A 24,922-nucleotide genomic window follows, 5' to 3' on the forward strand; every position below is an offset into this window, starting at 1 on the left:
GAGCGGAACTGATGGCGCGGACGAGCGAGTCCAGTCCGTACGTCGAATTCGACCGGAAGCAGTGGCGCACACTGCGTAAGTCGACGCCACTCGTCCTGACCGAGGAAGAGCTGTACGGACTGCGGGGCCTCGGCGAGCAGATCGACCTCGAAGAGGTCGCGGAGGTGTACCTGCCGCTGTCGCGTCTCATCCACCTGCAGGTCGCGGCCAGGCAGCGACTGTTCGCCGCGACCGCGACGTTCCTCGGCGAGAAGCACCCCGACCAGCAGGTGCCGTTCGTGATCGGCGTCGCCGGCAGTGTGGCGGTCGGCAAATCCACCACGGCCCGTGTCCTCCAGGCCCTCCTCGCGCGGTGGGAGCACCACCCGCGCGTCGACCTGGTGACGACGGACGGCTTCCTGTATCCGACGGCCGAACTGAACCGCCGTGGGATCATGCACCGCAAGGGCTTTCCCGAGAGTTACGACCGCCGGAAGTTGCTGCGGTTCGTCACCGAGGTGAAGTCGGGGGCAGAGGAAGTGGCCGCACCGGTCTATTCACACATCTCGTACGACATCATCCCGGGCCAGTACCACCTGATCCGGCAGCCCGACATCCTCATCATCGAGGGTCTCAACGTGCTGCAGACCGGACCACGGCTGATGGTGTCGGATCTGTTCGACTTCTCGATCTACGTCGACGCCCGCATCGAGGACATCGAGAACTGGTACATCCAGCGTTTTCTCGCGCTGCGGAAGACGTCGTTCTCCGACCCCGACGCGCACTTCCACCACTATGCGGGATTGTCCGACCGGGACGCGACGGCTGCCGCTCAGGAGATCTGGCACAACATCAACCGGCCGAACCTCGTGGAGAACATCCTGCCGACGCGTCCGCGTGCCACGCTCGTGCTGCGCAAGGACGCCAATCATTCGATCAACCGGCTGCGGCTGCGGAAGCTGTAGGTGAGTGGCGAAGTGTGTTCCGGCACGCTTCGCCACTCACGTCAGACGCCGAAGCGGCGGTGCCGGGCGGCGTAGTCGCGGAGCGCGCGGAGGAAGTCGACGCGGCGGAACTCGGGCCAGTACGCCTCCGTGAACCAGATCTCGGAATAGGCGCTCTGCCACAGCAGGAACCCCGACAGCCGCTGCTCCCCCGACGTGCGGATCACGAGGTCGGGGTCGGGCTGGCCGGACGTGTAGAGGTGACCGTCGATGCCGTCGACTGTGATCGATTTCACCAGTTCGTCCCCCGACAGTCCCGCGAGGAGTTTCTCGCTCAGCAGCGACTGCACGGCGTCGGCGATCTCCTGGCGGCCGCCGTAGCCGATCGCGACGTTGACGTGGGTGCCGGTGCGCCCCTCGGTCCCGGCAGCCGCGTCACGCAGACGCCGCGACTGCTCGGCGGGCAGAAGGTCGAGGGCGCCGACGATCTTGACGCTCCAGTTCTTGTCGGGGCCGGAGATCTCCTCGACGACGTCCGTGATGATCTCGAGCAGCGTGTCGAGTTCCCCGGGGTCGCGGCGCAGATTCTCGGTGGACAGCAGGTAGATGGTGGCCATCTCGATGCCCGCGGCGTCGCACCACCCGAGCATCTCGGAGATCTTCAGGGCACCCATGCGGTGGCCGTGACTGACGTCCTCGAAGCCGTTTTCCCGGGCCCACCGCCGGTTGCCGTCGCACATCACGGCAATGTGCCGAGGGTGCTGTAGACCGTCGAGCCGCTTCAGTAGCCGACGCTCGTAGATGCTGTACAGCAGTCCTCGCGCACTCACCTGGAGATCACCATGACACGCAAGAGTACGCCGCACCCGAAGGTGATCCGCGACGGCCGTCACACAGCACACGGCTTGCCGCTACCGACGGGTACGCTCTCACCACAAGCTAACCTACGGTTGCGTAGGTTAGCGCCACGCACAGCGAGAAGAGGTGTTCAGTGACCGCTTTCGGCCTCGACGAACTGCCCGTCAAACCCCGACTGCGAGGGTGGATCCACCTGTGGGCGTTCGGCGTCTCCGTGATCGCCGGCATCGTCCTCGTCACTCTCTCCGGCACCCAAGTGTCCGGGAAAGCGGCGCTCGCCACCGCCGTCTACAGCCTCACGGTGTGCGGTGTGTTCGGGGTCAGCGCCACCTACCACCGCATCCACTGGAACACCGTCAAGGCCCGCACGTGGATGAAACGCGCGGACCACTCGATGATCTTCCTGTTCATCGCCGGCAGCTACACCCCGTTCGCGGTACTGGGGCTTCCGCCCGACACGGGCCGGACGCTGCTGATCGTCGTGTGGGCGGGGGCGCTCGCCGGGGTCGCACTGAAAATGCTGTGGCCGACGGCACCGCGCTGGGTCGGGGTGCCGCTCTACCTGCTGCTCGGCTGGGCCATCGTGCCGGTCGCACCCGAACTGACGCACGAGGTCGGCGTCGTACCGATGGTGCTGCTGCTGATCGGCGGCATCCTGTACTCGGTGGGCGCGATCCTCTACGCCACCAAGTGGCCCAACCCCTGGCCGACCACGTTCGGTCATCACGAGTTCTTCCACGCCGCCACCGTCATCGCGGCCCTGTGCCACTACATCGCCGTGTGGCTGGTGGTGTTCCGGTAGGCCGGACTACCGGCTCAACGCAGCACCCAGGTCCTCGATCGTCGTCACCGGGCGGTCGCACACGAACCCGCGGCACACGTACGCCGCGGACGCGCCGCCGACCAGCGGCCGGTCGGCGAGCAGCGGTGACGAGTCCGGTGCGCCGCCTACCACGACGGCACCACCGGGAGCGAGTCTGCGCGCCTCCCGGAGCAGGGCGGAATCGCCGTCGGTTGCGACGGCCACCTGGATCGGGCCGCGCACCGACGCCTCCGCCACTGCGAGCCAGTGCCCGGCCGATCGCGGTGCGCGCTCCAGAAGCAGTGCCACCCGGTCGAGCGATTCGGCGGCCGCGGTCGCGTACCGTCCCGACGCCTCCGCGTCGGCCACCGCAGCCGCGGTGAGCAGCGCCTCGACCAGACACGACGCCCCGGACGGCGTCGCACCGTCGACCGGGTCGCGGGGACGGGTCACCAGGGACTCGGCGTCGTCGGCGGTGTCGAACCAGCTTCCCGGCCGCTCGTCGTCGGCGAAATGGATCAGGGCGCGGTCCAGCAGCGCCTGCGCGTGCGTCAGCCACTCACTGTCGCCGGTCGCCTGATACAGCGCGAGGAGGCCCGTCGCCAGGCAGGCGTAGTCCTCGAGTACCCCCGCCGATTCGCCCACCGACGTTCCCAGGGACGCCCTCCGCAGGCGCCCGTCGACGACGTGCAATCCCAGCACCGCACGCGCGCAGTCGGCGGCCGCGGCCACCCACTCCGGCCTGCCGAGCCCGGCACCGGCCTCGGCGAGCGCGGTGATCGTGAGTCCGTTCCAGGCGGTGACCACCTTGTCGTCGCGTCCCGGCTGCGGCCGCATCGCACGCCGGGCGAGCAGCGTGCCCCGGATCCGGCGCCAGCGGTCCCAGTCGTCCGGATCGTGCGGAAGCTGCAGGACGGACGTGCCCGCCTCGAACGTCCCGTCCGCAGTCACCGCGAACACCCGGGCCGCCCACTCCCCGTCCTCGGTCCCGAGGATCTCGACGAGCTGCCCAGGGGTCCACACGTACGTGAGTCCCTCGACACCCTCCGTGTCGGCGTCGAGGGCGGACGCGAACGACCCGTTGTCGGTGCGCAGATCGCGCAGCAGGAACTCGACGGTCTCCTCGGTGACCCGGACGGCCAGGTCCGAGCCCGTGCGCCGGCCCAGGTGCGCGTACGCGCGCAGCAGCTGGGCGTTGTCGTAGAGCATCTTCTCGAAGTGCGGCACCACCCACGCGGCGTCGACCGAATAGCGGGCGAAACCGCCGCCGAGCTGGTCGTAGATGCCGCCGCGCGCCATCGCCGACGCCGTCCGCGCCACGACGCCGAGCACCTCCTCGGCACCGGACCGCTCGTACGTGCGCAGCAGGCCTTCCATCAGCGCGGACGGCGGAAACTTGGGGGCTCCGCCGAACCCGCCGCGGTCGGCGTCCTCGTCCCGCAGCACGGCTCCGGCGGCCGCATCCAGCAGGGCCGCGTCCACTCGGACATCACCCTCGGGGATGCCGCCGGCTCCCCGCCGCAGTTCGGCGACCACCGAGGCGGCCGCGTCGTCGACGTCACCGCGGCGGTCCCGCCACGTGTCGGCGATGGCGCTCAGCAGCTGGGTGAACGACGGCATGCCGCCGCGCGGCTCGGCCGGGTAGTAGGTGCCGCAGTAGAACGGGGCGCCGTCGGGAGTGAGGAAGCACGTCATCGGCCAGCCACCCTGACCGGTCATCGCGACGGTGGCGTTCATGTACACGGCATCGAGGTCGGGACGCTCCTCACGGTCGACCTTGACGCACACGAAATGCTCGTTCATCAGCGACGCCACCGCCTCGTCCTCGAAGGACTCGTGGGCCATCACGTGGCACCAGTGGCACGCCGAGTATCCGATCGACAACAGGATCGGGACGTCCCGCTCGCGCGCCCACTCGGTCGCCTCCGGACCCCACTGCTGCCAGTGCACGGGGTTGGCGGCGTGCTGTCGCAGATAGGGGCTGGTGGACCCACCGAGTGTGTTCTGTGCGCGTGGGTCCATCTCCAGCTCCTGTTCGACTATTTCTGCAGGTTGGGTGGGGTGTCCGTGGGCTTCGGCGGTTCGGTGCTGCTCGCCCCGCCACCGTGGATCGCGCCGCGGTCGGTGCCCTCGTCCACTTCCTGGTCCGGTTCGGGATGCTCCGGCTCGAACGTCTCGGGCAGATTCTTGAGCTTCTTGTTCATCGAACGCACCAGCAGCACCACACCCGCGAGCAGCGCGAGAATGACGACGAGGCCGATGGGCGACGCCTTGCCGAACTCGGGGCCCGACGGGGTGCTCGGCGTCTGCGCCAGGACGTCCGCCGTGCCGGCCAACAGGTTCACGGTCAACGCATTCACGGCTGTCCGTCCTCGGTGATGCCCGCGAACAGGTCGTTCTCCGGGATGGAGGTGGTGACCCGGGTCTTGGCGAGTTCGAATTCCTCGGTCGGCCAGATCTTCTGCTGGATTTCCAGCGGAACCGCGAAGAACGAGCCGTTCGGATCGATCTGCGTCGCGTGGGCCCGCAACGCGTCGTCACGCTGCGGGAAGTAGTCGCCGCACGTGATCTGGGTGGTGACGCGTGCCATCAGGTCGCCCTGCTCGGTCTTCCACTTCTTGAGCCACTCGGCCATCGGGAACTCTTCGCCCCGGCGGTCGTACTCCTCCTGGAACTGCAGCAGACGCTTCCGGATGAAGCCGTGCGAGTAGTAGACCTTCTGCACCTTCCACGGTTCCCCGGCGTCGGGGAACCGCTCCGGGTCGGCAGCGGCCTCGTACGCGGCCATCGACACCTCGTGGCAGCGGATGTGATCGGGGTGCGGGTAGCCGCCGTTCTCGTCGTACGTGGTCATGACGTGCGGACGGAACTCGCGGATCACCCGCACCAGGGCCTCGGTCGACTCCTCGAGCGGAACGAGCGCGAAGCAGCCCTCCGGCAGCGGCGGCTTCGGGTCGCCCTCGGGCAGACCGGAGTCGACGAATCCCAGCCACTGGTGCTGGACTCCGAGGATGCGCGCGGCCTCGGCCATCTCCTCGATGCGGACCTCGTGGATGCGGTCACGCACCCCGGGCACGTCCATCGCGGGGTTGAGGATGTCGCCACGTTCACCCCCGGTCAACGTCACGACCTTCACTTCGTTGCCCTCTGCGGCGTAACGGGCCGTTGTCGCGGCACCCTTGCTCGACTCGTCGTCGGGATGGGCATGGACGGCCATGAGCCGGAATCCGCTCACGTATTCGTTCACCTCAACTTCGCCAGTAGCCGTTGCCGGCTTGTCCGTGTCGCGCGCTCTCGCCCTCCGCCATCACTGACGGCGCACTGACGCACGTCCTCTATAGTTCCACCCGAGAGTTCCGCTTGCAGCCGTGCCCCCGCTCGAGTGCTGTGAGTTACGTGGAACCGGAGCTGTACGAGAGTTGAGAGATGACGAGAACGCTTCCCCCGGGCCGATACACAGCCGCAGCAAAGCCTGCGCGCCCGAAGCGCTGGCTCGTGTGGGCGCTGACCGCGGCGGTCGTGGTCGTCGGTGTGATCGTGGCGTTCGTCGCCTACGACAAGTTCGCCGTCTCCGAGATCGACAGTGAGGCCACGTCGTTCGATCTGGTGAGTGATTCGCAGCTGGACATCACGTTCACCGTCACCCGTGAGGATCCGTCACAGGCGGCGGTCTGCATCGTCCGCTCCCGGTCCAAGGACGGTTCCGAGACCGGTCGGCGCGAGGTCTACATCGCCGGCGGCGAGGACCAGACGGTGAAAGTCACCGCCCCCGTCTACACGTCGCGCCCGCCCGCGATGGGCGACATCTACGGCTGCAGCCTGGACGTTCCTGCCTATCTGACCCGCGGCTGACACCGGCGCACCCGAGCGACCGTTCGGGTTATTCGGGGTTTGCGCTCCCCGATCGTGCTAGAATCGCCTGGTACACGGTTCCGGTTTGGAACCGTGTATTGCTGCATTGGCGGCAAGGCGGAAATCGAACGGCCCCGGCCGTCGAATTCCGCCGAGCCGTTGATCACTGCTGTTGCAGTGGTCTGTCGAGGGAGCCCGGCGGCTCCAACTACGAGGGAGTGATCGAGATGACCGAGACCCAGGTGACCTGGCTGACCCAGGAGTCACATGACAGGCTCAAGAGCGAACTCGACCAGCTCATTGCCAATCGTCCGGTCATCGCCGCCGAGATCAACGAGCGTCGCGAAGAGGGCGATCTGAAGGAGAACGGTGGCTACCACGCGGCCCGCGAAGAGCAGGGCCAGCAGGAGGCACGCATCCGCCAGCTTCAGGAACTCCTGAACAGCGCGAAGGTCGGCGAAGCGCCCACCCAGTCCGGTGTCGCACTGCCCGGTTCCGTGGTGAAGGTGTACTACGACGGCGACGAGAAGGACACCGAAACGTTCCTGATCGCCACCCGCGAAGAGGGTGCACGCGACAACAAGCTCGAGGTCTACTCCCCCAACTCCCCGCTGGGTGGGGCACTGCTCGAGGCGAAGGTCGGCGAAACCCGCGAATACACGCTGCCCAACGGCAGCAGCATGAAGGTGACGCTCGTCAGCGCGGAGCCGTACCACAGCTGATCTCGGATCCACCGCCGAAAACTCCGGTCCGGGCCCAGTGCCCGGGCCGGAGTTTTCTGCTGTGACACCCGGGATCGGGATCAGAAGACCCTGCGGGCCTTCATGTCGGCGAACACGGGGCCGATGCGCACCACGTCACCCGTCGTCGGGGCGTGCAGCATCTGGCCGTTCCCGACATAGATCGCCACGTGTCCCGGACCACCCGACTGCCAGTTACCGAACAGCAGGTCACCGGGCCTGGCCTGCGACAGCGGCACCTCCACACCCACATGCCACTGCGTTTCCGACGTGCGGGGCAGTTTGACGCCGGTTGCGGCGTACACAGCGAACGAGGTCAGTCCGGAGCAGTCGAAACCGCCGCCGGACGGTCCGTTGATGTTGCCGCCGCCCCACACGTACGGCAGCCCGATGAACCGCATGGCCGCCTCGACGACGCGGCTCGTGTCACCGGCGGCCGCACCGTAGAAGAACGGCGACAGCATCCGCGCGAACGACTCCTCCAGCGATCGGATCCGCGCGACGTACGGCTGCGTTTCGTGCTCGTAGTCGAACTTGCCTGCGGGCATGCCACCGGCGGTCCGGACCGCACCCGCCCCGGCGTTGTAGGCGGCGATCGTGAGGTCGAGGGTGTCACCCTTGACCACACCTTCCTTCTTCCAGCCCTCGATCTGCCCGAACAGGTCGCACAGCATCTGACCGGACGCCATCATCGGGTCGGCGACGCCGTTGATGTCGACCTTGCCGTCGCCGTCCGCGTCCTTGCCGTACTTGGCCCAGGCCGGGGGCATGAACTGGCCGGGTCCGCGGGCGCCCGCCCGGGACACCGGTGAGTTCGCGCCGTAGCGGAAGCCGTTCTCGACGGAGTACAGGGCCGCCAGGGTCGGCGGCTTGATGCCCTCGCACAGCGACCCGGCCTTGCGGATCCACGGAGCGAAGACGGCGATGGCGCCGACCGGCGCGAGCGAGACACCGGGGAAGCCGGCGGGGACGGACGGGATCAGCGATCCGAGTCCGCTGATCAGGGCCGGGACCCCGGGCAGAGCGGCGAGGCCCCCGATCGCCGTGCCGACGTCGGGGGCGCTCATCGCGGGCGGCTGGTCGAGTGGAGTGTCCGGGAGTGCCAGTGGGGGAACCGGGGCGGGCGGCGGCGCCGCCTCGACGGCGGGCGGCGGTGGAATGTAGGGGTCGGTTGCCTGCTTCACCACATCCGAGGCCTGGGCCACCATCTGCTCGGCCTGCACGCGGGCCGGTTCCGGGAGGGTCGATATCGCGTCGTTTACTTGTTTCTGAACGTCGGGTGAGGCCTGCTCGACCACCTGAATTGCTTCGGCTGCTTGATCTTTCACCGGCTGCGGTATGTCCGCTCCCTGAACGATTGCCCCCGCTGCGGTGGTGATCGCCACGATGATCGCCGCTGCATCAACTGACATACGTGCGCTCCTCCTCCTCGGTGCACCTAACCGAGTGAGTTCACGTTACGACGGGGCACAGCAGGTGCGAGGCGATTCTGCGGGATTGATCCGTTTCCTACCGTGACCTGCGGGAGCGCGGCACCTGGCGAATCACGTCGCCTCGGTCACCCACGCACCGGCACGAAACGTTCGCTGAGGATCGCGACCAGGTCGGCCGGATCCGTGGTCTCGTCGTCCAACATCTCGAGGAGTGTCGTGCGCTGAGCCGGCGCGATCGGTTCGATTTCTCCGAAGATCTGCCATGTGTCACCCGCAGGGACGACGCGGGCACAGATCAGATTCCCGACGTGCAATTGCCGGCTCGCGGTACGTTCCCTGATCGCGTGCAGGTCACCGGTGCGCAGGTCCCGCGGTGTCAGACCCACACCCGGCCGGACCTCCTCCACCTCGTGCACCGACCGTTCGATCTCCTGCCACTGCCGTGCGAGTGCTAACTCGTCCGGGGGCAGCAAGTCGCCACGGCTGTCGACGAAGTCGGTGAACGCACCGCCTTCGAACAGCGCGACGTCGGCAACCAGCGGGTCGTCCAACGCCTCGAACAGCGCTTCCTCACCCACCCAGTACTCGGACCGAATTTCGGCGAACTCCAAGATCCGATCCCGCCAGCCGAGCTCCTCCGCGTGCAGCTTCGACTTCTGGTACAGCCACGCGGCCCGCTCGGACAACGGATGGTCGCCCTTTCCGAGGTGACATATCTTGTACTTCTTCCCCGACCCGCACCAGCAGGGATGGTTTCGGCCCAGTCCCGGCCTGGGAGTCGGCTGACTGTCTCGTCCGCGAACCTGTCCGCGCCCTCGTCCGCGACCGAGAACTCGAATCCATCGACGTCGGGCTCCCCGGATGCGAGGTGCAGGATCGGCTCGAAATCCTCCACCTCCACGACGTCGGCCGAGATCTCCCGCGCGGTGAGGCGGTGTGTGAGGACGCGGCCCGCGAGCAGAACGTCGAGTGCGACCTTTCGGTCGTCGGGGAGAATCCCGAGAAGCCGCGCGTCGAAGTCCTCGACGAATTCGATCAGCTCGTCGATGTCTCCCCTACCCGAATCCGCAAGCGCGACCGTCAGCTCCCGGTCGGAAAGGGGGCCGCGCTCCCGCAGCAAACCCATAGCGGCATCGAGCAGTTCGTCATGGTCTGCGATCACGGATCCGATCGTAGTGACGACTCCGTCACGCCGACGGCTGTCCGGCACGACTGCGCACAACTGCATGTGACACGCCGGGCGTGCGCTGCACTAGTGCGCACTCGGCGAGGAGAGACAGATTCTTCCCAGGTTGTTCTAAGGTTCTTCGGGGAAGCTGGTCGGCATGAGTGAAGACCGACGGATTTCCCGCCTGCTTCCCGTTCGCCGCGTCCTGGCGGCAGCCGGAATCGCCGGACTGGTCGCCGGTGGTGGTATGGCGGCGGCAGCGGACCCCGCGACCCCCGATTCGACGGTGGCCGCGCCCCTCGTCTCGGCCGGATTCGGCACTCCGGACGCCGTGTCCAGCGGTTCCTGACATCGCGCGACCGGAGAACCACCACATGACCAGCGCACGCAGCGCAACCGAATGGTCCACCTGGGGTGTGCACGCACGCATCGTCGTCACCGACCCCGACGCCCTGAGCTCGGCGTCGAACCTGATCCGCGGTTACCTCGCGGCCGCCGATGCCGCCGTCAACCGGGACCGCGCGGACGCCGAGATCCGCTCGCTCGACGAGGGCCCGAACACGGTCACCCCGATGTTCGCCCGGTTCCTCACCGACGCCCTCGCCGCAGCGCGGACCACGGAGGGCGCACTCGACCCCACGGCGTCGGCCCCCGCACCCCAGTCGTGGCGGTCGATCACCGTCGACGGCACCGAGGTCACGCTCCCCGCCGGGGTGGAACTCGACCTGACGGCCACCGCGCGGGCGAGTTCCGCCGACCACTGCGCATCGACGACGGCGGAACTTCTCGGGTGTGGCGTCCTGGTGGCGCTCGGCGGAGACATCGCCACCGCCGGGACCACACCACCGGGCGGCTGGCAGGTCCAGGTCCAGGACCTGCCGGGCGACCCCACCTGCCAGGTGTCGATCCCGTCGGGTGCGGCCGTGGCGACCGCCAGCACCGTCAAGCCGCTGCACCCCGACTCGATCTCGTTGTGGCGGACCGTGTCCGTGGTGGCCGGGTCGTGCACCACCGCGCACGCGTCCAGCACGGCCGCGGTCGGGATGGGCGGCGGTGCGATCGACTGGCTCACCAACCTCGAGCTGCCTGCCCGGCTGGTGGATCAGGAGTTCCGGGTGACCACCCTGGGCGGGTGGCCGAGCTAGGTCCGCCTACTCCTGCAGGCGAACCGCGTACTGGGCGTCGCGCAGGGCGTCGAGGAGATCCTGCCGGTGGCCGGGACCACGGGTCTCGACGGTGAGGAACACCTCCACCTCGTCGAGCGCGAGCGCACCGCCGGTGCGAGAGTGGACGACGTCCACCACACTGGCGCCGTTGCCGCTGATCACGCCGAGGAGACTGACCAGACCACCCGGTCGGTCCGGAATGGTCACGTGCACACCGAGATACCGTCCGGCCGCCCGGAGACCGTGATTGACGACGTGGGTGAGCAGCAACGGGTCGATGTTGCCGCCGGACAGCACCGCGCACACCTTCCCGGTGAGTCCCAGCTCGTCCGTCGAGCAGCTGATCAACGCGGCCACCGCCGCCGCGCCCGCAGGCTCCACGATGAGCTTCGCGCGTTCGAGGCACAGCAGCAGCGCCCGGGACAGGGCGTCCTCGCTGACCGTGACGATGGCGTCGACCTGCGAGCCGACGTGGGCGAAGGGCACGTCGCCGGGCCGGCCGACTGCGATGCCGTCGGCCATGGTCGACATGGTCTCCAGCGGTATCGGGCGGCCCTCCGCCAGCGAACGCGGCCAGGCGGCCGCCTGCTCGGCCTGGACGCCGACGATCCGCACGTCCGGCCGGGTGGCTTTGACCGCCGCGGCGATGCCCGCGATCAGCCCACCGCCGCCGGTCGGGACGACGAGGGTGCCGACGTCGGGTTCCTGCTCGAGGATCTCGAGCCCGACGGTCCCCTGCCCGGCGACGATGTCGACGTGATCGAAGGGATGGATGAGGACGGCGCCGGTCTCGTCCGCGAACTCCTTCGCGGCGACGAGCGCGTCGTCCACGGTGTCGCCGGTCAAGTGGACGGTGGCGCCGTACGCCTTGGTGGCGACGAGTTTCGGCAGGGGTGCGCCGGTGGGCATGAACACGGTGGACGGGATGCCCAGTTCCGTGGCCGCCCAGGCCACGCCCTGCGCGTGATTGCCGGCGCTGGCCGCCACGACCCCGCAAGCCCGTTCCGCGACCGACAGATTCGCGATCCGGTTGTACGCACCGCGCGGTTTGAAAGACCCTGTGCGCTGCAAGTTCTCGCACTTCAACGACACGACGTGCCCGCAGCGTTCCGACAGCGCCCGGGACGCGATCACCGGCGTCCGGCGCATGACGGGGTCCAGCAGCTTACGAGCTGCTCTGATCTGATCCAGCGTGACAGGCTCCACGCGGGCCAGCATAAGGCCTTCGGCCCGTGCGCCTTTTTGGTAGCGGCGGCAACCAAAAAGGCGCACGGGCGGCGAAGCCGCCTACTACTTCAGTGCCTGCTCGATGTCGCCCACGAGGTCGGCGGCATCCTCGATGCCGACGGACAGACGCACCAGGTCGTCCGGAACCTCGAGCAGCGAACCGGCGGTGGAGGCGTGGGTCATGGCACCCGGGTGCTCGATCAGCGACTCGACGCCGCCGAGCGACTCGGCCAGCGTGAAGATCTCGGTGCGCGAGCAGAAGTCCAGCGCGGCCTGCTTGCCGCCGGCGAGGCGGACCGAGATCATGCCGCCGAAGCGGCGCATCTGCCTCTCCGCGACCTTGTGGCCGGGGTGCGACTCGAGTCCGGGGTAGATGACCTGCGACACCGCGGAGTGCCCGGTGAGCAGTTCGACGACCTTCTCGGCGTTGTCGCTGTGCCGCTCCATGCGCAGGGAGAGGGTCTTGATGCCGCGGAGCGTGAGGAACGCGTCGAAGGGGCCGGGGACCGCGCCTGCACCGTTCTGCAGGAACGCGAACGCCGTGTCGAGTTCCTCGTCGTTGGTGACGAGTGCGCCGCCGACGACGTCGGAGTGTCCGCCGATGTACTTGGTGGTCGAGTGCAGCGCGACGTCGGCGCCCAGCTGCAGCGGCTGCTGCAGGTACGGCGAGGCGAACGTGTTGTCGACGACGATCTTCGCGCCGGCCTCGTGCGCGATGTCGGACAGTGCCTCGATGTCACCGATGTTGAGGAGCGGGTTGGTGGGCGTCTCCACCCATACGAGCTTGGTGTTGGGGCGGATGGCTGCCCGGACCGCGTCCACGTCGGACACCGCGGCGGGCGTGTACTCGATGCCCCACTGGGTGAAGACCTTGTCGATCAGGCGGAACGTTCCGCCGTAGGCGTCGTTCGGGATGACGAGGTGGTCGCCGGGGCGGAGCGCGGCACGGAGCAGGCAGTCGGTGGCGGCCATGCCCGAGCCGAAAGCGCGACCGTAGGTGCCCGACTCGAGGGCGGCGAGGTTGGCCTCGAGCGGTCGTCGGGTGGGGTTGCCGGTGCGGGCGTATTCGAATCCGTTACGCATGCCGCCGACGCCGTCCTGCGCGAACGTCGAACTCGCGTAGATCGGGACGTTGACGGCGCCCGTCTGCGGGTCCGGGTCGAATCCTGCGTGCACGGCCTTGGTGGAGAACCCCTGCCAGCTGATGTTGTCCGCTTTGCTGCGCTGCTCACTCATGGCCCCCAGCCTAGTGGGGACCTAATTCTCCAGATACTCCGCGATCGCGAACGCGACGTCGAGCTTGGTCGCGTCGCTGACGGAGGGGTCGAGCGCGTTGACGATGATGCTGTGTTCCGGGGTGAGCAGCGCCATGGCCACGACGTCCAGGACCACCCCGCCGAACTCGGCGGAACGGGGGTCGGGGACGACGTTGGTTCCGTTCCGCATCTCGACGAGGACGGCGGGATCCGTCACCTGCGGCTTGACCGACGCGGTGATGGTGCTCATGACGTTGGTCGGTCCCTTGGACCACGAGCACGTCGGATCGGTCGATCCGGGCAGTACGGCCTCGGTGAGATGCGGCCGGTCCGACACCAGGCGGCCGAGTGCCTTCGTCAGCGCGGTGCAGTCTGCGGATGCCTCCGAAGGCGACGTACCCGAAGAGACCGAGTCGATGTCCGACTGCGCGACCGCGGCACCCTCGATGCTGTTCCCGCATCCGGCGGCGGCGAACCCGAGCAGGACGGCCGGGACCACCAGAACACGACGCAGACGAGCACCCACTGTGATTCCCCCTCACGGACACCGCACCGGCGCCCCGCTGTGCACCGTACGTTCCGTGCGCAGCGGGGACCAGTGTTGTCTAGGAACCGGCGCTGAGGAAACCGAGAAGGTCGTGGCGGGTGATGACCCCGGCGGGCTTGCCGTCGTCGACGACCATCAGCGCGTCGGTGTCGCCGAGCGCCTTCGTGGCGGCCGACACGGGCTCGCCGGAACCGATGAGCGGGAACGGCTTGCTCATGTGCTTCTCCACCGGGTCGGCCAGGTGCGCGCGGCCCTCGAACACGGCACTGAGCAGGTCGCGCTCGGTGACGCTGCCCGCCACTTCACCGGCCATGACGGGCGGCTCCGCGCCGACGACGGGCATCTGGGACACCCCGTACTCGCGGAGGATCTCGATGGCGTCGCGCAGCGTCTCGGACGGGTGGGTGTGGACGAGGTCCGGGAGTTCGCCGGACTTGCCGCGCAGCACGTCGCCGACGGTCTTCTCGTCGGGTTTGCCGTCGAGCGGGGTGCGGAGGAATCCGTAGGACGCCATCCACTTGTCGTTGAAGATCTTCGAGAGGTATCCGCGACCACCGTCGGGCAGCAGGACGACGATGACGGCGTCGGGGCCCTCGCGCTTGGCGACCTCGAGTGCGGCGACGACGGCCATGCCGCAGGAGCCGCCGACCAGCAGGCCCTCTTCGCGGGCGAGACGTCGGGTCATCTCGAAGGAGTCGGCGTCGGACACGGCGATGATCTCGTCGGGGATGGACGGGTCGTAGGCGCTCGGCCAGAAGTCCTCGCCCACGCCCTCGACCAGGTACGGACGGCCGGTGCCACCCGAGTACACGGAACCCTCGGGGTCGGCGCCGATGACCTTGACCTTGCCGTCGGACACCTCCTTGAGGTAGCGGCCGGTGCCGGTGATGGTGCCGCCGGTGCCGACGCCCGCGACGAAGTGGGTGATCTTGCCGTCGGTGTCGGCCCAGATCTCGGGGCCGGTGGTCTCGTAGTGGCTCTGCGGGCCGCCCGGGTTGGAGTACTGGTTGGGCTTCCAGCCGCCGGGGAGCTCGCGTGCGAGCCGGTCGGAGACGCTGTAGTAGCTGTCGGGGTGCTCGGGCGCGACCGCGGTGGGGCACACCACGACCTCGGCGCCGTAGGCCTTGAGGACGTTCCGCTTGTCTTCGCTGACCTTGTCGGGGCAGACGAACACGCACTTGTATCCGCGCTTCTGGGCCACCAGGGCGAGGCCGATGCCGGTGTTGCCGGACGTGGGCTCGACGATGGTCCCGCCCGGCTTCAGCTCACCGGACGCCTCCGCGGCGTCGATCATCTTGACCGCGATGCGGTCCTTCGAGCTTCCACCCGGGTTGAGGTATTCGATCTTGGCTGCAACGGTCCCGTGGTTCTCGCCGATGACAGAAGAGAGCTTGACGAGAGGGGTGTTGCCGATCAGGTCGACGACGTGTTCCGCGATGCGCATGCCTCCATGCTCCCAGATGCCCTGATCCGATGCTCACAGACGTCCGGCACGGGGGCCCTGATCCGACTAGATTGGTGCGGACGCAGTCCGCTGGAACCCGTGAGATGAGCACCAGGTAGCGGAAAGGTGAGACCAGTGCCCAAGAGGACCTGGCAGAGCGGAGTGAAGGCCGGCGCCGCGGCTGTCGTGGCAGGTTCGAGCGCAGGCACGCTGTCGTGGGTGGCGTACTCCTATCTGATGTCCCAGGCGACGGCGGCCCGCGGTGTGATCGGGCGCAACGTCGCCAAGCCGCCGGAGGCCGACGGCGTCTACTCCCCCGGCGACGCCGTCCCCGAACGCTGGCTGCGGACCACCCCGTACGACGTCCATCTGATGATCTTCGGCGACTCCACGGCCGCCGGGGTGGGATGCCTGTCGGCGGACGAAGTTCCCGGCGTGCAGATCGCGAGGCGCCTCGCCGACGAGACCGGCAAGCGGATCCGGCTGAGCACCAAGGCCATCGGCGGCGCCACGTCCCGCGGACTCAGCGGGCAGGTGGACGCGATGTTCGTTGCCGGACCGCCGCCGGACGCCGCGGTGATCCTGGTCGGCGCCAACGACGTCACATCGAAGAACTCGATTCGGGCGTCGGCGCGCAGACTCGGGGAAGCGGTGGAACGGCTCCGCGCCCGCGAATGCGCAGTCGTCGTCGGAACGTGCCCCGACCTCGGGGTGGTGACCGCGATCCCCCAGCCCCTGCGGACCGTCGTCCGGACGTGGGGGTTGCGCCTGGCGAGGGCGCAGGCGGCCGCGACCAGCGCGGCGGGTGGCCACCCGGTGGCGTTGGCCGACCTGCTGGCGCCGGAGTTCCTGGCGGCCCCCGACCGGATGTTCTCCTCCGACCACTTCCACCCGTCCGCGGCGGGGTACGAACTGGCGGCGATGCAGATCGTGCCCGTTCTCGCGACCGCTCTGGGCATGTGGCACGGCGGACCGCTGCCCGACCTGCCCGAGGTGTCGGAGGCCGCGGAATCACGCAAGCTGTCGACCCGAATGACCGCCTCGCTCAACCGTTTCCTGTGGCGACTCAGTGCCCGGCGACGCACACCTGCCCGCCTCGACGAACTCCTCGCGATCGAGGAGGCGTCCGCGTCCAGGACGCGACGGGTCGCTGAGTGAGATGGCGATGTCCCCGGTGCCGCCCGGCAACGTAAGTTGTCGGGAAGGCCACAGAACGGGTGGTCTGCAACACAGTGCAGACCCCCGCAGTTGACAAAGGAGTTTTCATGCCCGAGGCAGTCATCGTCTCCGCAGTACGCTCACCGATCGGCCGAGCCATGAAGGGCTCACTCAAGACCATCCGCCCGGATGATCTGACGACGCAGATGGTGGCCGCGGCTCTGGCGAAGGTCCCCGAACTCGATCCCACCGAGATCGACGACCTGCTCCTCGGCTGCGGCCAGCCCGCAGGCCAGTCGGGGTTCAACATCGCCCGCGTCGTCGCGGTGGAACTGGGCTACGACTTCCTGCCCGGCGTCACCGTCAACCGCTACTGTTCCTCCTCGCTGCAGACCACCCGCATGGCACTGCACGCGATCAAGGCCGGCGAGGGCGACGTGTTCGTCTCCGCCGGCGTCGAGTCGGTGTCCAGCTTCGTCACCGGCAACGCCGACGGCCTGCCGAACACCAAGAACCCGAGGTTCGCCGACGCCGAGGCGCGTACCGGCAAGCTCGCCGAGGGCGGCGTCGCCTGGACCGACCCGCGCGAGGACGAGCAGATTCCCGATGTCTACATCGCGATGGGCCAGACCGCCGAGAACGTCGCCTCGGCCACCGGCATCACCCGTGAGGAGCAGGACCGCTGGGGCGTCCGCTCCCAGAACCGCGCGGAGGAAGCGATCAAGAACGGCTTCTTCGAGCGGGAGATCACCCCGGTCACCCTCCCCGACGGCACCGTCGTGTCCGCCGACGACGGCCCGCGCGCCGGCACCACCTACGAGGGCATCAGCCAGCTCAAGCCGGTGTTCCGGCCGGACGGCACCGTCACCGCCGGCAACGCGTGCCCCCTCAACGACGGCGCCGCCGCGCTCGTCATCATGTCCGACACCAAGGCCAAGGCCCTCGGCCTGACGCCGCTGGCCCGCATCGTGTCCACCGGGGTGTCCGGACTGTCCCCCGAGATCATGGGTCTCGGCCCGATCGAGGCCGTCAAGAAGGCCCTCGCCATCGCCGGCAAGTCCATCTCCGACATCGACCTGTTCGAGATCAACGAGGCGTTCGCGGTCCAGGTTCTCGGATCGGCTCGCGAACTGAAGATCGACGAGGACAAGCTGAACATCTCCGGCGGCGCCATCGCCCTCGGTCACCCGTTCGGCATGACCGGTGCCCGCATCACCAACACCCTGCTCAACAACCTCCGCGAGCAGGACAAGACGTTCGGCGTCGAGACCATGTGCGTCGGCGGCGGGCAGGGCATGGCCATGGTCCTCGAGCGCCTGAGCTAGGCCCTCCGGGCCCGTGCGCCTTTTTGGTAGCGGTAGCGACCAGAAAGGCGCACGGGCGCGAAGCGCCTACCCGAGGATGTCGGTGGCCTTGTGGTCGGCGTCGACGCCGTCGGCCATGACCACCAGTCCGTCGGAATGCTCGGCGCGGAGCGGGAGGATCTCCCGGTACGCGTCGGACGTGTACCAGCCTTCGAGGTGCTCGCGGTCGGGGAACTCGATGACGATGAACGCGCCGTCGGACGTTCCCTCGACCACGTCCTGGCGTCCGCCGTGGACGATGAACTTGCCGGAGAACGGGCGGAGGGTGCCGTCGATGCGTTCGAGGTATTCGACGATCTGCGGACCCATGTCGACGTTCTCGAGGTGGGCCATTCCGTACGCGCTCATGTCGTGCACCTTCGGGTGGGGCTGGTTGCTGCACACGACATTCCTCCGCCGGGGTACGCGCGTCGATTACCTCCGAGGTAATCGAACCGGGCCCGCACAACAGAGAAGGCCCCCGAGAGCATGCTCTCGGGGGCCTTCTCGTGGAACTGCTAGTCGCTGTTGAAGTAGCTCAGGAGTCGCAGGATCTCGACGTACAGCCACACGAGGGTGACGGTCAGTCCGAATGCGACGCCCCATGCGGCCTTCTCCGGCGCCTGGGCGCGGATCAGCTGGTCGGCGGCGTCGAAGTCCAGCAGGAAGCTGAATGCGGCGATGCCGATGCAGACGAGGCTGAAGATGATCGCCACGGGACCGCCGTCGCGGAGGCCGAGGCCGCCTTCGGTGAAGAAGCTGGCGATCACGTTGCCGAGGGCGAGGACGACGACACCGATGAGGGCGCCGATGATCATCCGTGTCAGGCGGGGTGTGACTCGGATCGCGCCCGTCTTGTAGACGACGAGCATGCCGAAGAACACGCCGAACGTGCCGAGTACGGCCTGGGCGATGAGCGCCGCTCCGCCGACTCCGCCGAACGTGATGTCGGTGAACATGAACGACAGGGCGCCGAGGAACAGGCCCTCCGCAACCGCGTAGGCGAGGACGATGCCCGGGTTGTCCATCTTGCGGCCGAACGTGGCCACGAGGACCAGCACGAGACCGACGAGGCCACCACCGATGACCAGCGGGGTCGCGAGGTTCGCGTCGTTGCTCACCAGGAAGTAGGAGATGATCGCCGATACCGTGAGCACGCCGAGCGTGACACCCGTCTTGGTGACGACGTCGTCGATGGTCATCGAACGGTAGTCGGGGCCCGTCCGGTAGGGCTCGGCCTGCGTGTACTGGGGCTGGCCGAACTGCTGCGTGACCTGCGCTGCGCCGGCCGTCGTAGATCCGAACGAGGCGTATCCGCCGCTGCCCTCTTGTTTGGGCAGGTTGCGGAACACCGGGTTACTGGTGGTGCGCACCGTGCACATCCCTTCTCGTGGCTCGCCGGGTGGATCCGGGTTTCTTGTACGTTGAACGTCCCGCACCCACCGCAAGTTCCCGTTCGTCGCTTTCGGGTCGGACAATTCGGACTCTACCGGTGCCGTGGGGACACCCGCCAGACGAGGCACGGGTCGGCGCGGCGGTCAGGCCACCGATCGGGTGACGGTGAATTTGGGATTCCGGCCGACGACGTCCGTCGGACCGACGAGCCGCTGCAACCGGCCCCGGTACCCGAGATGCGAGTTGTACACGGTCCACAGCTCTCCGCCGGGCCGGAGCACCCGCCCGGCTTCGGTGAACATCTTCGACGCGCCGCCGGTGTGGACGGCCGCGCCGACGTGGAACGGCGGGTTGCACAGGACGACGTCCTGGCTGTCGGTGGCGAGGGTGGACATGGCGTCGTCGCGCAGCGTGCTGACCCGTCCGTCGAGTCCGTTGGCGCGGGCGGTGGCGGCCGCCGACGCCACCGCGGCCGACGACTGGTCGGTGGCGATCACCGACACTTCCGGGAGGAGCCGGGCGAGGCTGACGGCGAGAATGCCCGTTCCGCAGCCGAGGTCGACCGCGGCCCGCGCACCGGGGTTCACGCGCGGAAGGAAGTCGAGGAGGTACCGGGTCCCGATGTCCAGCTTGGGGCCGGCGAACGCTGCCCCGTACGAGACGACGTCCAGCCCGATCTCGGCGAGATGATCGGTGACGGGGTATGTCTGCTGCGCCACCTCCACCGGACCCCTCGCGATCAGCACCCGCGACTTCTGCCTGCCGAGGGTCGCGCGGACGTCGGAGAACGAGCGCCCGAGCACGTCGTTCATGGCGGTGGAGATGTGCTTGTTGCGTCCACCCGTGTAGACGACGACGGACGGGTCGGCGTGGCGGGCGATCGCCTCGGCAACCTCGGTGAGTTCGGCGAGGCTCCGCGGCAACTGCATCAGCACGACCGTTGCGCCCGCGAGCAGCTCCTCACCGAGCGCACACGCCCGGTAGCGGTCGGCGAGCCCGACCGTCGCGGCGTTGGCGGCGAGCGCCAGTTCGCCGGTCAGCGGGTCCTGGTGCACGCGGATCCCGGTGGAGCCGTTCGCCGCCGCGGCGCCGAGGGTGAGCGCACCGTAGTGGTCGCCGATCACGGCGAGCGCACCGGCAGGTGCCGCCGACAGGGCAGCCGCGGCCTCGTCGAGGATCAGCCGGTCGGCGGCGTCGACGGCCGTCAGGTTGGGGGCCTCGACGTCGGGACGGCGGCGGAGGCGGGCGAACAGTGCGTCCCGGTCGAACACTTCGGAGTCGAGCACGTTACTGCGACACCCACTGCGCGACGTTGGCGACGGGTTCCCGGTGGGTGCGGAATCCGTTGACGGGGTTCTCGGTGTCGGGGTAGCCGAACGAGATCGCGCAGACGACCCTGCGGTCCTCGTCGAGCGAGAAGAAGTCGTGGATGAACCGCGAACTTCCCGCGACGGCGGCCTGCGGGATGGTCGCGACCCCGAGGCTCTGCGCGGCGAGGAGGAACGTCTCGACGTACAGGCCGCAGTCCACGGCGCCGTACGTGCCGAGTGCCTCGTGGGTGGTGACGATCGCGACGTGCGGCGCGCCGAACAGGTCGAAGTTCTTCATCGTCTGCTCGGCCGACGCGGCCCGGTCGCCGGGCGCGATGCCGACGCTGGAGTACAGCTGCATGGCGCACTCCCGGCGGCGTTGCTTGTGCTCGCCGACGTATTCGCGGGGCCACTCGAAGTCGGACTCCTGCGGGTGGGTGCGGACGTACTCCGCCAGCCCGGAACGGAACCGCTCGGTCCCCTCCCCCTCGGTGATCGCGACCTGCCATGGCTGCGTGTTGCACCACGACGGTGTCTGCTGGGCGAGCTCGAGGATCCGCTCGATCACCTCGCGCGGCACCTGCGTCGGTAGGTAAGCCCTGCAACTGATCCGCGCGTCGAGGAGCTGGGCCAGGGTCCGCTCGGCCAGGCTCGTGTCCGCTGCCGCAATGCCGGTATCCGTCACCGTCGAATTCTCCTCGGGTCTACTCGTTCTCGAACACCGCTCTCTGTGTCGTGCGACCGCGATATGCTGGCGTCAGTGCACCGAGAAGGTGATTTCATTGAGTGTGCCACGACACCCGGGAAGCAGTTCCGGGCCGACCGACTCGGATCCGCAGGCTACCAAGCGGATCGTCGTGACCGACATCGTCGCGGAACTGTCGTCGGAAGGATTCGACGACGCCCGCGAGATCGGCCGGGGAGGGTTCGGGGTCGTCTACCGCTGCCTTCAGACAGCGCTCGACCGCACGGTCGCGATCAAGGTGCTGTCCTCCGATCTGGACGGCGAGGACCGCGAACGCTTCCTGCGGGAGCAGCGTGCGATGGGAAAATTGTCGGGGCATCCCCACGTGGTCGACATCCTGCAGTCCGGGGTGACGCGCAGCGGCAGGCCGTACATCGTGATGCCGTACCACTCGCGCAATTCGCTGGACGCCTGGATTCGCCGTGAAGGGCCGCTGCCGTGGAGTGAAACGCTGCGCGTCGGTGTGAAGCTGGCGGGCGCTCTGGAGACGGCGCACCGGCTCGGTACCCTGCACCGCGACGTGAAACCCGCCAACATCCTGCTCACCGGATACGGCGAACCGCAGCTCACGGACTTCGGCATCGCGCGGGTCACGGGCGGATTCGAGACCACGTCGAGCATGATCACCGGTTCGCCCGCGTTCACGGCGCCGGAGGTCCTCCGGGGTGACGCACCGTCCGCGGCCTCCGACGTGTACAGCCTGGGCGCCGCCCTGTTCTGCCTGCTCACCGGGCATGCCGCGTTCGAGCGGCGGAGCGGGGAGCGGCTCGTCGCGCAGTTCCTCCGTATCGCGACGCAACCGGTTCCGGACCTGCGGGGCGAGGACATTCCCGACGACGTGTGCGCGGCCGTCGAGCGCGCCATGTCCGAGGAACCGACCGACCGCCCGGCTTCGGCCGCGGAGTTCGGCCAGGAACTCCGCGACATCGAGCGCAGGCACGGGCTCGATGTCGACGAGATGGCGCTCCCCGCCGCGGCCGACGAGTTTCCGCGCACCGAGCACACGTCGACGCCGACCACGCAGTCCTCGACGTCCGGGCACAGTCGCAGCTACCGGCGGCGGTCGGGTGCCACCCCGCCGAGCGCCGCGGCCCGCTTCCGGCCGCCGACCCCGATGCGGTCCCTGGTGGAGCGCACCCGCCTCCTGGATCTGCTCCGAATGGGTCAGAGGAGGCGGTTGACGCTCATCCACGCGCCCGCCGGCTTCGGGAAGAGCACGGTAGCGGCCCAGTGGCGCGACGTGCTGATCGAGGACGGCGCCGCCGTCGCCTGGCTGACGGTGGACAACGACGACAACAACGTCGTGTGGTTCCTGTCCCATCTCGTCGAGGCGATCCGCCGGGCCGAGCCGACCCTGGCGGACGAGCTGGGGCAGGCGCTCGACGAGAACGGCGCCGAAGCGGAACGGTATGTGCTGACCTCGCTGGTGAATCAGGTCCACGACAGCAGGCGTCACGTGGTGGTGATGATCGACGACTGGCATCGCGTCACGTCGCCGGACACGATCGCCGCGATGGACTTCATCCTGGAGAACGGCTGCCACCACCTGCAGATGGTGGTGAGCAGCCGAAGCCAGGCAGGGCTTCCGCTGGCCAAGATGCGGGTGCGTGACGAGCTCGTCGAAATCGATTCCGTGGCTTTGCGCTTCGACATCACCGAGTCACAGCGGTTCCTGGTCGACCTCGGTGGACTGCACCTGGAGGACTCCGACGTGGAGGCACTGGAGGAGACCACGGACGGGTGGGTGGCGGCGCTGCAACTGGCGTCGCTGTCGCTGCGTGATCGCACCGATCCCGGCGACCTCATCCGGCACATGTCGGGCCGGCACCACGCGATCGGAGAGTACCTGGCGGAGAACGTGCTCAGCACGCTCGAGCCTGCGCTGCTCGACTTCATGCTGGCCACGTCCGTCACCGAGCGGGTGTGCGGCGACCTCGCCTGCGTGCTGGCGAACGTGACCCGCGGTCAGGCCCTGCTCGAGCAGGTCGAATCGCGCGACCTGTTCCTGCGCAGCCTCGACGAGGACCGGGAGTGGTTCGAATACCACCATCTGTTCGCCGAGTACCTCCGCCGGCGCCTCGAACGCGATCATCCGTCGCGCATCGCGGACCTGCACCGCGCGGCCGCGCACTGGTTCGCCGACCACCACTACGTCAGCGACGCAGTGGATCACGCGTTGGCGGCGGGCGATCGCGACGTGGCCGTCGCGGTGGTCGAGGAGCAGGGCATGTACCTGGTGGAGCACTCGCGGATGGTTGCGCTGCTCGGCCTCGTCGACAAGTTGCCGCGGCCGCTGGTCGAGTCCAGTCCCCGCATCCAGATCGCGGTCGCGTGGGCGAACATCCTCCTGCAACGGGTGGCGCCGACGCTGCGGTCGCTGTCGTTGGTCGCGTCGGCCCTCGAGTCCTCGACACTGAGTGACACCGAGCAGGCGGACATCCGAGTCGAGGCCGACATCGTCCGCGCCGTGATCGCGGTGTCGTCCGATCGCATCGCCGGAGTCCCCGACCTCATCGCCGAATGCCTGGCCCGCCCGGAAACCTTACGCGCGTGGGTGGTTTCGGCGGGGTCGAATCTCGCATCCGCCGTCGCGATCGCCCAATTCGATTTCGTGGAGGCGCGCCGCCTGCAGGAGTGGGCGACCGGGTACCACCAGCGGACCGTCGGACCGTTCAGCACGATGTACGGGTACAGCTTCGCCGGCATCGCCGCGATGGAACAACTCGACATCGCCGCGGCCGAGGACAACTTCCGGCTGGCCGTGCAGACCGCGACGAAGTCGGCAGGCACCCACTCGCATGCCGCACGACTTGCAGGCGCACTCCTCGGCGAGCTGATGTACGAACTGGGCCATCTCGACGAGGCCGAACGACTCCTCGACGAGAGCTACGAGCTCGGGCCCGAGGGCGGCATAGTCGATTTCATGATCGCCCGCTTCGTCACGGGCGCGCGACTGAAGGCGGGGCGTGGCGACGTCGTGTCCGCTGCCCGCCACCTCGACGAGGGTGCGTCCGCGGCGGCGTCGCTGGGACTTCCCCGGCTGCGGGCCCGGGTCGAGAACGAGCGAGTCCGGCTCGGTCTGCCCGCGTCACCCCAGCCGGCGGCCGGTGACGGGAAGGCGACCCGGGTACCCGATTTCGGTTTCGCCGAGATCGTTGCGCAGCTCGACGACGCCACCGAGATCCGGAAGCAGTCGGCCGTCGAGCCCGACGTCGCGTGTCGCCGCGCCGAGGAATGGGTGCGCCGGGTCGAACGGGAGAGCCGGCCGAGGGCGGCCATGCAGGCCAGTCGCCTGCTCGTCGCATGCCTGGTCGCGGCGGGCCGGGTCGACGAGGCCAAGCCGGTGCTCGCGTCCATCGCAGCGACGTGTGCACGAATCGGCTTCGTGCGCTATCTGATCGACGGCGGGCCGCGCATGGTGCCCGCGCTGACGGCTCTCCTCGAGGACAGGCGGGCCGGCCGCTGGCAGTCCGACTGGCCGAATGTTCCGGAAGAGTTCCTGGTTGCGGCGCTGGAGACGGCGACCCCGATCGAAAGTTAGCCCGCGCTTTCTTG

23 protein-coding genes and 1 pseudogene are annotated in these 24,922 nt (G+C 68.5%); 9 read left to right on the forward strand and 15 right to left on the reverse strand.

The window, feature by feature from the left end; genetic code table 11:
* The first annotated feature begins 11 nt into the window (after positions 1-11).
* Positions 12-944, forward strand: a complete 933-nt coding sequence (gene coaA, locus QM841_RS06675) for a type I pantothenate kinase (RefSeq protein ID WP_009479106.1) — start codon at positions 12-14, stop codon at positions 942-944.
* A gap of 41 nt (positions 945-985) precedes the next feature.
* Here the strand turns inward: coaA and QM841_RS06680 are convergent, their stop codons facing one another.
* The gene (locus QM841_RS06680; RefSeq protein ID WP_283331356.1) at positions 986-1,753 is read right to left on the reverse strand and encodes an isoprenyl transferase; all 768 of its coding nucleotides are present in this window, start codon (positions 1,751-1,753) and stop codon (positions 986-988) included.
* 161 nt (positions 1,754-1,914) lie between these two features.
* Here QM841_RS06680 and trhA point away from each other — a divergent pair, with 161 nt between their 5' ends.
* The gene (gene trhA, locus QM841_RS06685; protein ID WP_283331357.1) at positions 1,915-2,583 is read left to right on the forward strand and encodes a PAQR family membrane homeostasis protein TrhA; all 669 of its coding nucleotides are present in this window, start codon (positions 1,915-1,917) and stop codon (positions 2,581-2,583) included.
* Between the two features lie 6 nt (positions 2,584-2,589).
* Here trhA and QM841_RS06690 read toward each other — a convergent pair whose 3' ends face one another.
* From QM841_RS06690 to mca, 3 genes are read right to left on the reverse strand one after another with little or no spacing between them, the layout of a single operon-like run.
* Complete coding sequence (locus QM841_RS06690) at positions 2,590-4,605, reverse strand: thioredoxin domain-containing protein (RefSeq protein WP_283331358.1); 2,016 nt, start codon at positions 4,603-4,605, stop codon at positions 2,590-2,592.
* A 17-nt stretch (positions 4,606-4,622) separates the two neighbouring features.
* Complete coding sequence (locus QM841_RS06695) at positions 4,623-4,943, reverse strand: hypothetical protein (RefSeq protein ID WP_009479102.1); 321 nt, start codon at positions 4,941-4,943, stop codon at positions 4,623-4,625.
* A complete protein-coding gene (gene mca / locus QM841_RS06700) occupies positions 4,940-5,818 on the reverse strand; it encodes a mycothiol conjugate amidase Mca (RefSeq protein WP_011597950.1) in 879 nt (292 codons plus the stop codon). The genes QM841_RS06695 and mca overlap by 4 nt, the downstream gene beginning before the upstream one ends.
* 191 nt (positions 5,819-6,009) lie before the next feature.
* Here mca and QM841_RS06705 point away from each other — a divergent pair, with 191 nt between their 5' ends.
* Together QM841_RS06705 and greA are read left to right on the forward strand one after the other, a co-directional pair.
* Positions 6,010-6,435, forward strand: a complete 426-nt coding sequence (locus tag QM841_RS06705) for a DUF4307 domain-containing protein (protein ID WP_105421465.1) — start codon at positions 6,010-6,012, stop codon at positions 6,433-6,435.
* A gap of 227 nt (positions 6,436-6,662) precedes the next feature.
* Positions 6,663-7,157 (forward strand): transcription elongation factor GreA, encoded by a 495-nt coding sequence (greA, locus tag QM841_RS06710; protein WP_005238978.1) that lies wholly within the window; start codon positions 6,663-6,665, stop codon positions 7,155-7,157.
* Positions 7,158-7,237: 80 nt separating this feature from the next.
* Here greA and QM841_RS06715 read toward each other — a convergent pair whose 3' ends face one another.
* The 3 genes and pseudogenes from QM841_RS06715 to QM841_RS43345 form a co-directional block, all read right to left on the reverse strand.
* The gene (locus QM841_RS06715; RefSeq protein WP_105421467.1) at positions 7,238-8,587 is read right to left on the reverse strand and encodes a C40 family peptidase; all 1,350 of its coding nucleotides are present in this window, start codon (positions 8,585-8,587) and stop codon (positions 7,238-7,240) included.
* A 146-nt stretch (positions 8,588-8,733) separates the two neighbouring features.
* A complete protein-coding gene (locus QM841_RS06720) occupies positions 8,734-9,294 on the reverse strand; it encodes a hypothetical protein (protein WP_280781534.1) in 561 nt (186 codons plus the stop codon).
* A gap of 42 nt (positions 9,295-9,336) precedes the next feature.
* Positions 9,337-9,639: pseudogene (locus tag QM841_RS43345) on the reverse strand (hypothetical protein); the annotation flags it as partial.
* A gap of 294 nt (positions 9,640-9,933) precedes the next feature.
* On the opposite strand from QM841_RS43345, the gene QM841_RS06725 reads away from it, so the two are divergent.
* On the forward strand, positions 9,934-10,125 hold the full coding sequence (locus QM841_RS06725; RefSeq protein WP_164059019.1) for a hypothetical protein: 192 nt from the start codon (positions 9,934-9,936) through the stop codon (positions 10,123-10,125).
* A gap of 25 nt (positions 10,126-10,150) precedes the next feature.
* Entirely contained in the window at positions 10,151-10,921 is a 771-nt protein-coding gene (locus tag QM841_RS06730) for an FAD:protein FMN transferase (protein WP_280781532.1), read from the forward strand.
* A gap of 6 nt (positions 10,922-10,927) precedes the next feature.
* On the opposite strand, the gene ilvA is transcribed toward QM841_RS06730, so the two are convergent.
* From ilvA to QM841_RS06750, 4 genes are all read right to left on the reverse strand, one after another.
* Entirely contained in the window at positions 10,928-12,160 is a 1,233-nt protein-coding gene (gene ilvA / locus QM841_RS06735; RefSeq protein ID WP_280781531.1) for a threonine ammonia-lyase, read from the reverse strand.
* A gap of 72 nt (positions 12,161-12,232) precedes the next feature.
* On the reverse strand, positions 12,233-13,405 hold the full coding sequence (locus QM841_RS06740) for a cystathionine gamma-synthase (RefSeq protein ID WP_283331359.1): 1,173 nt from the start codon (positions 13,403-13,405) through the stop codon (positions 12,233-12,235).
* 21 nt (positions 13,406-13,426) lie between these two features.
* The gene (locus QM841_RS06745) at positions 13,427-13,951 is read right to left on the reverse strand and encodes a hypothetical protein (protein WP_280781529.1); all 525 of its coding nucleotides are present in this window, start codon (positions 13,949-13,951) and stop codon (positions 13,427-13,429) included.
* 79 nt (positions 13,952-14,030) lie between these two features.
* Positions 14,031-15,416, reverse strand: a complete 1,386-nt coding sequence (locus QM841_RS06750) for a cystathionine beta-synthase (protein ID WP_280781528.1) — start codon at positions 15,414-15,416, stop codon at positions 14,031-14,033.
* Positions 15,417-15,551: 135 nt separating this feature from the next.
* Between QM841_RS06750 and QM841_RS06755 the strand changes: the two genes are divergently transcribed.
* Together QM841_RS06755 and QM841_RS06760 are read left to right on the forward strand one after the other, a co-directional pair.
* Positions 15,552-16,574 (forward strand): SGNH/GDSL hydrolase family protein, encoded by a 1,023-nt coding sequence (locus QM841_RS06755; RefSeq protein WP_283331360.1) that lies wholly within the window; start codon positions 15,552-15,554, stop codon positions 16,572-16,574.
* A gap of 107 nt (positions 16,575-16,681) precedes the next feature.
* Positions 16,682-17,899 (forward strand): acetyl-CoA C-acetyltransferase, encoded by a 1,218-nt coding sequence (locus QM841_RS06760; RefSeq protein ID WP_283331361.1) that lies wholly within the window; start codon positions 16,682-16,684, stop codon positions 17,897-17,899.
* Positions 17,900-17,965: 66 nt separating this feature from the next.
* Here the strand turns inward: QM841_RS06760 and QM841_RS06765 are convergent, their stop codons facing one another.
* The 4 genes from QM841_RS06765 to QM841_RS06780 form a co-directional block, all read right to left on the reverse strand.
* On the reverse strand, positions 17,966-18,286 hold the full coding sequence (locus tag QM841_RS06765) for a DUF1330 domain-containing protein (RefSeq protein WP_280781525.1): 321 nt from the start codon (positions 18,284-18,286) through the stop codon (positions 17,966-17,968).
* A gap of 149 nt (positions 18,287-18,435) precedes the next feature.
* Positions 18,436-19,290: a Bax inhibitor-1/YccA family protein gene (locus tag QM841_RS06770; protein WP_280781524.1), complete on the reverse strand. Its 855-nt coding sequence runs from the start codon at positions 19,288-19,290 to the stop codon at positions 18,436-18,438.
* Between the two features lie 165 nt (positions 19,291-19,455).
* Complete coding sequence (locus QM841_RS06775) at positions 19,456-20,598, reverse strand: class I SAM-dependent methyltransferase (RefSeq protein WP_283331362.1); 1,143 nt, start codon at positions 20,596-20,598, stop codon at positions 19,456-19,458.
* A gap of 1 nt (position 20,599) precedes the next feature.
* Positions 20,600-21,307 (reverse strand): nitroreductase, encoded by a 708-nt coding sequence (locus tag QM841_RS06780; protein ID WP_280781522.1) that lies wholly within the window; start codon positions 21,305-21,307, stop codon positions 20,600-20,602.
* Positions 21,308-21,410: 103 nt separating this feature from the next.
* On the opposite strand from QM841_RS06780, the gene QM841_RS06785 reads away from it, so the two are divergent.
* Positions 21,411-24,908 (forward strand): serine/threonine-protein kinase, encoded by a 3,498-nt coding sequence (locus tag QM841_RS06785; RefSeq protein WP_283331596.1) that lies wholly within the window; start codon positions 21,411-21,413, stop codon positions 24,906-24,908.
* Positions 24,909-24,922 lie beyond the last annotated feature (14 nt).

This window comes from Rhodococcus sp. IEGM 1307, assembly GCF_030056915.1.
In the GTDB taxonomy this organism is placed as follows: domain Bacteria; phylum Actinomycetota; class Actinomycetes; order Mycobacteriales; family Mycobacteriaceae; genus Rhodococcus_F; species Rhodococcus_F opacus_D.

What these genes read in the sequence shown, in the direction of transcription:
- coaA (WP_009479106.1), top strand. Translation starts at nt 12, where the DNA reads ATGGCGCGGACGAGCGAGTCCAGTCCGTACGTCGAATTCGACCGGAAG.
- QM841_RS06690 (WP_283331358.1), bottom strand. Translation starts at nt 4,605, where the DNA reads ATGGACCCACGCGCACAGAACACACTCGGTGGGTCCACCAGCCCCTAT.
- QM841_RS06705 (WP_105421465.1), top strand. Translation starts at nt 6,010, where the DNA reads ATGACGAGAACGCTTCCCCCGGGCCGATACACAGCCGCAGCAAAGCCT.
- greA (WP_005238978.1), top strand. Translation starts at nt 6,663, where the DNA reads ATGACCGAGACCCAGGTGACCTGGCTGACCCAGGAGTCACATGACAGG.
- QM841_RS06715 (WP_105421467.1), bottom strand. Translation starts at nt 8,587, where the DNA reads ATGTCAGTTGATGCAGCGGCGATCATCGTGGCGATCACCACCGCAGCG.
- QM841_RS06725 (WP_164059019.1), top strand. Translation starts at nt 9,934, where the DNA reads ATGAGTGAAGACCGACGGATTTCCCGCCTGCTTCCCGTTCGCCGCGTC.
- QM841_RS06730 (WP_280781532.1), top strand. Translation starts at nt 10,151, where the DNA reads ATGACCAGCGCACGCAGCGCAACCGAATGGTCCACCTGGGGTGTGCAC.
- ilvA (WP_280781531.1), bottom strand. Translation starts at nt 12,160, where the DNA reads ATGCTGGCCCGCGTGGAGCCTGTCACGCTGGATCAGATCAGAGCAGCT.
- QM841_RS06740 (WP_283331359.1), bottom strand. Translation starts at nt 13,405, where the DNA reads ATGAGTGAGCAGCGCAGCAAAGCGGACAACATCAGCTGGCAGGGGTTC.
- QM841_RS06750 (WP_280781528.1), bottom strand. Translation starts at nt 15,416, where the DNA reads ATGCGCATCGCGGAACACGTCGTCGACCTGATCGGCAACACCCCTCTC.
- QM841_RS06760 (WP_283331361.1), top strand. Translation starts at nt 16,682, where the DNA reads ATGCCCGAGGCAGTCATCGTCTCCGCAGTACGCTCACCGATCGGCCGA.
- QM841_RS06765 (WP_280781525.1), bottom strand. Translation starts at nt 18,286, where the DNA reads ATGAGCGCGTACGGAATGGCCCACCTCGAGAACGTCGACATGGGTCCG.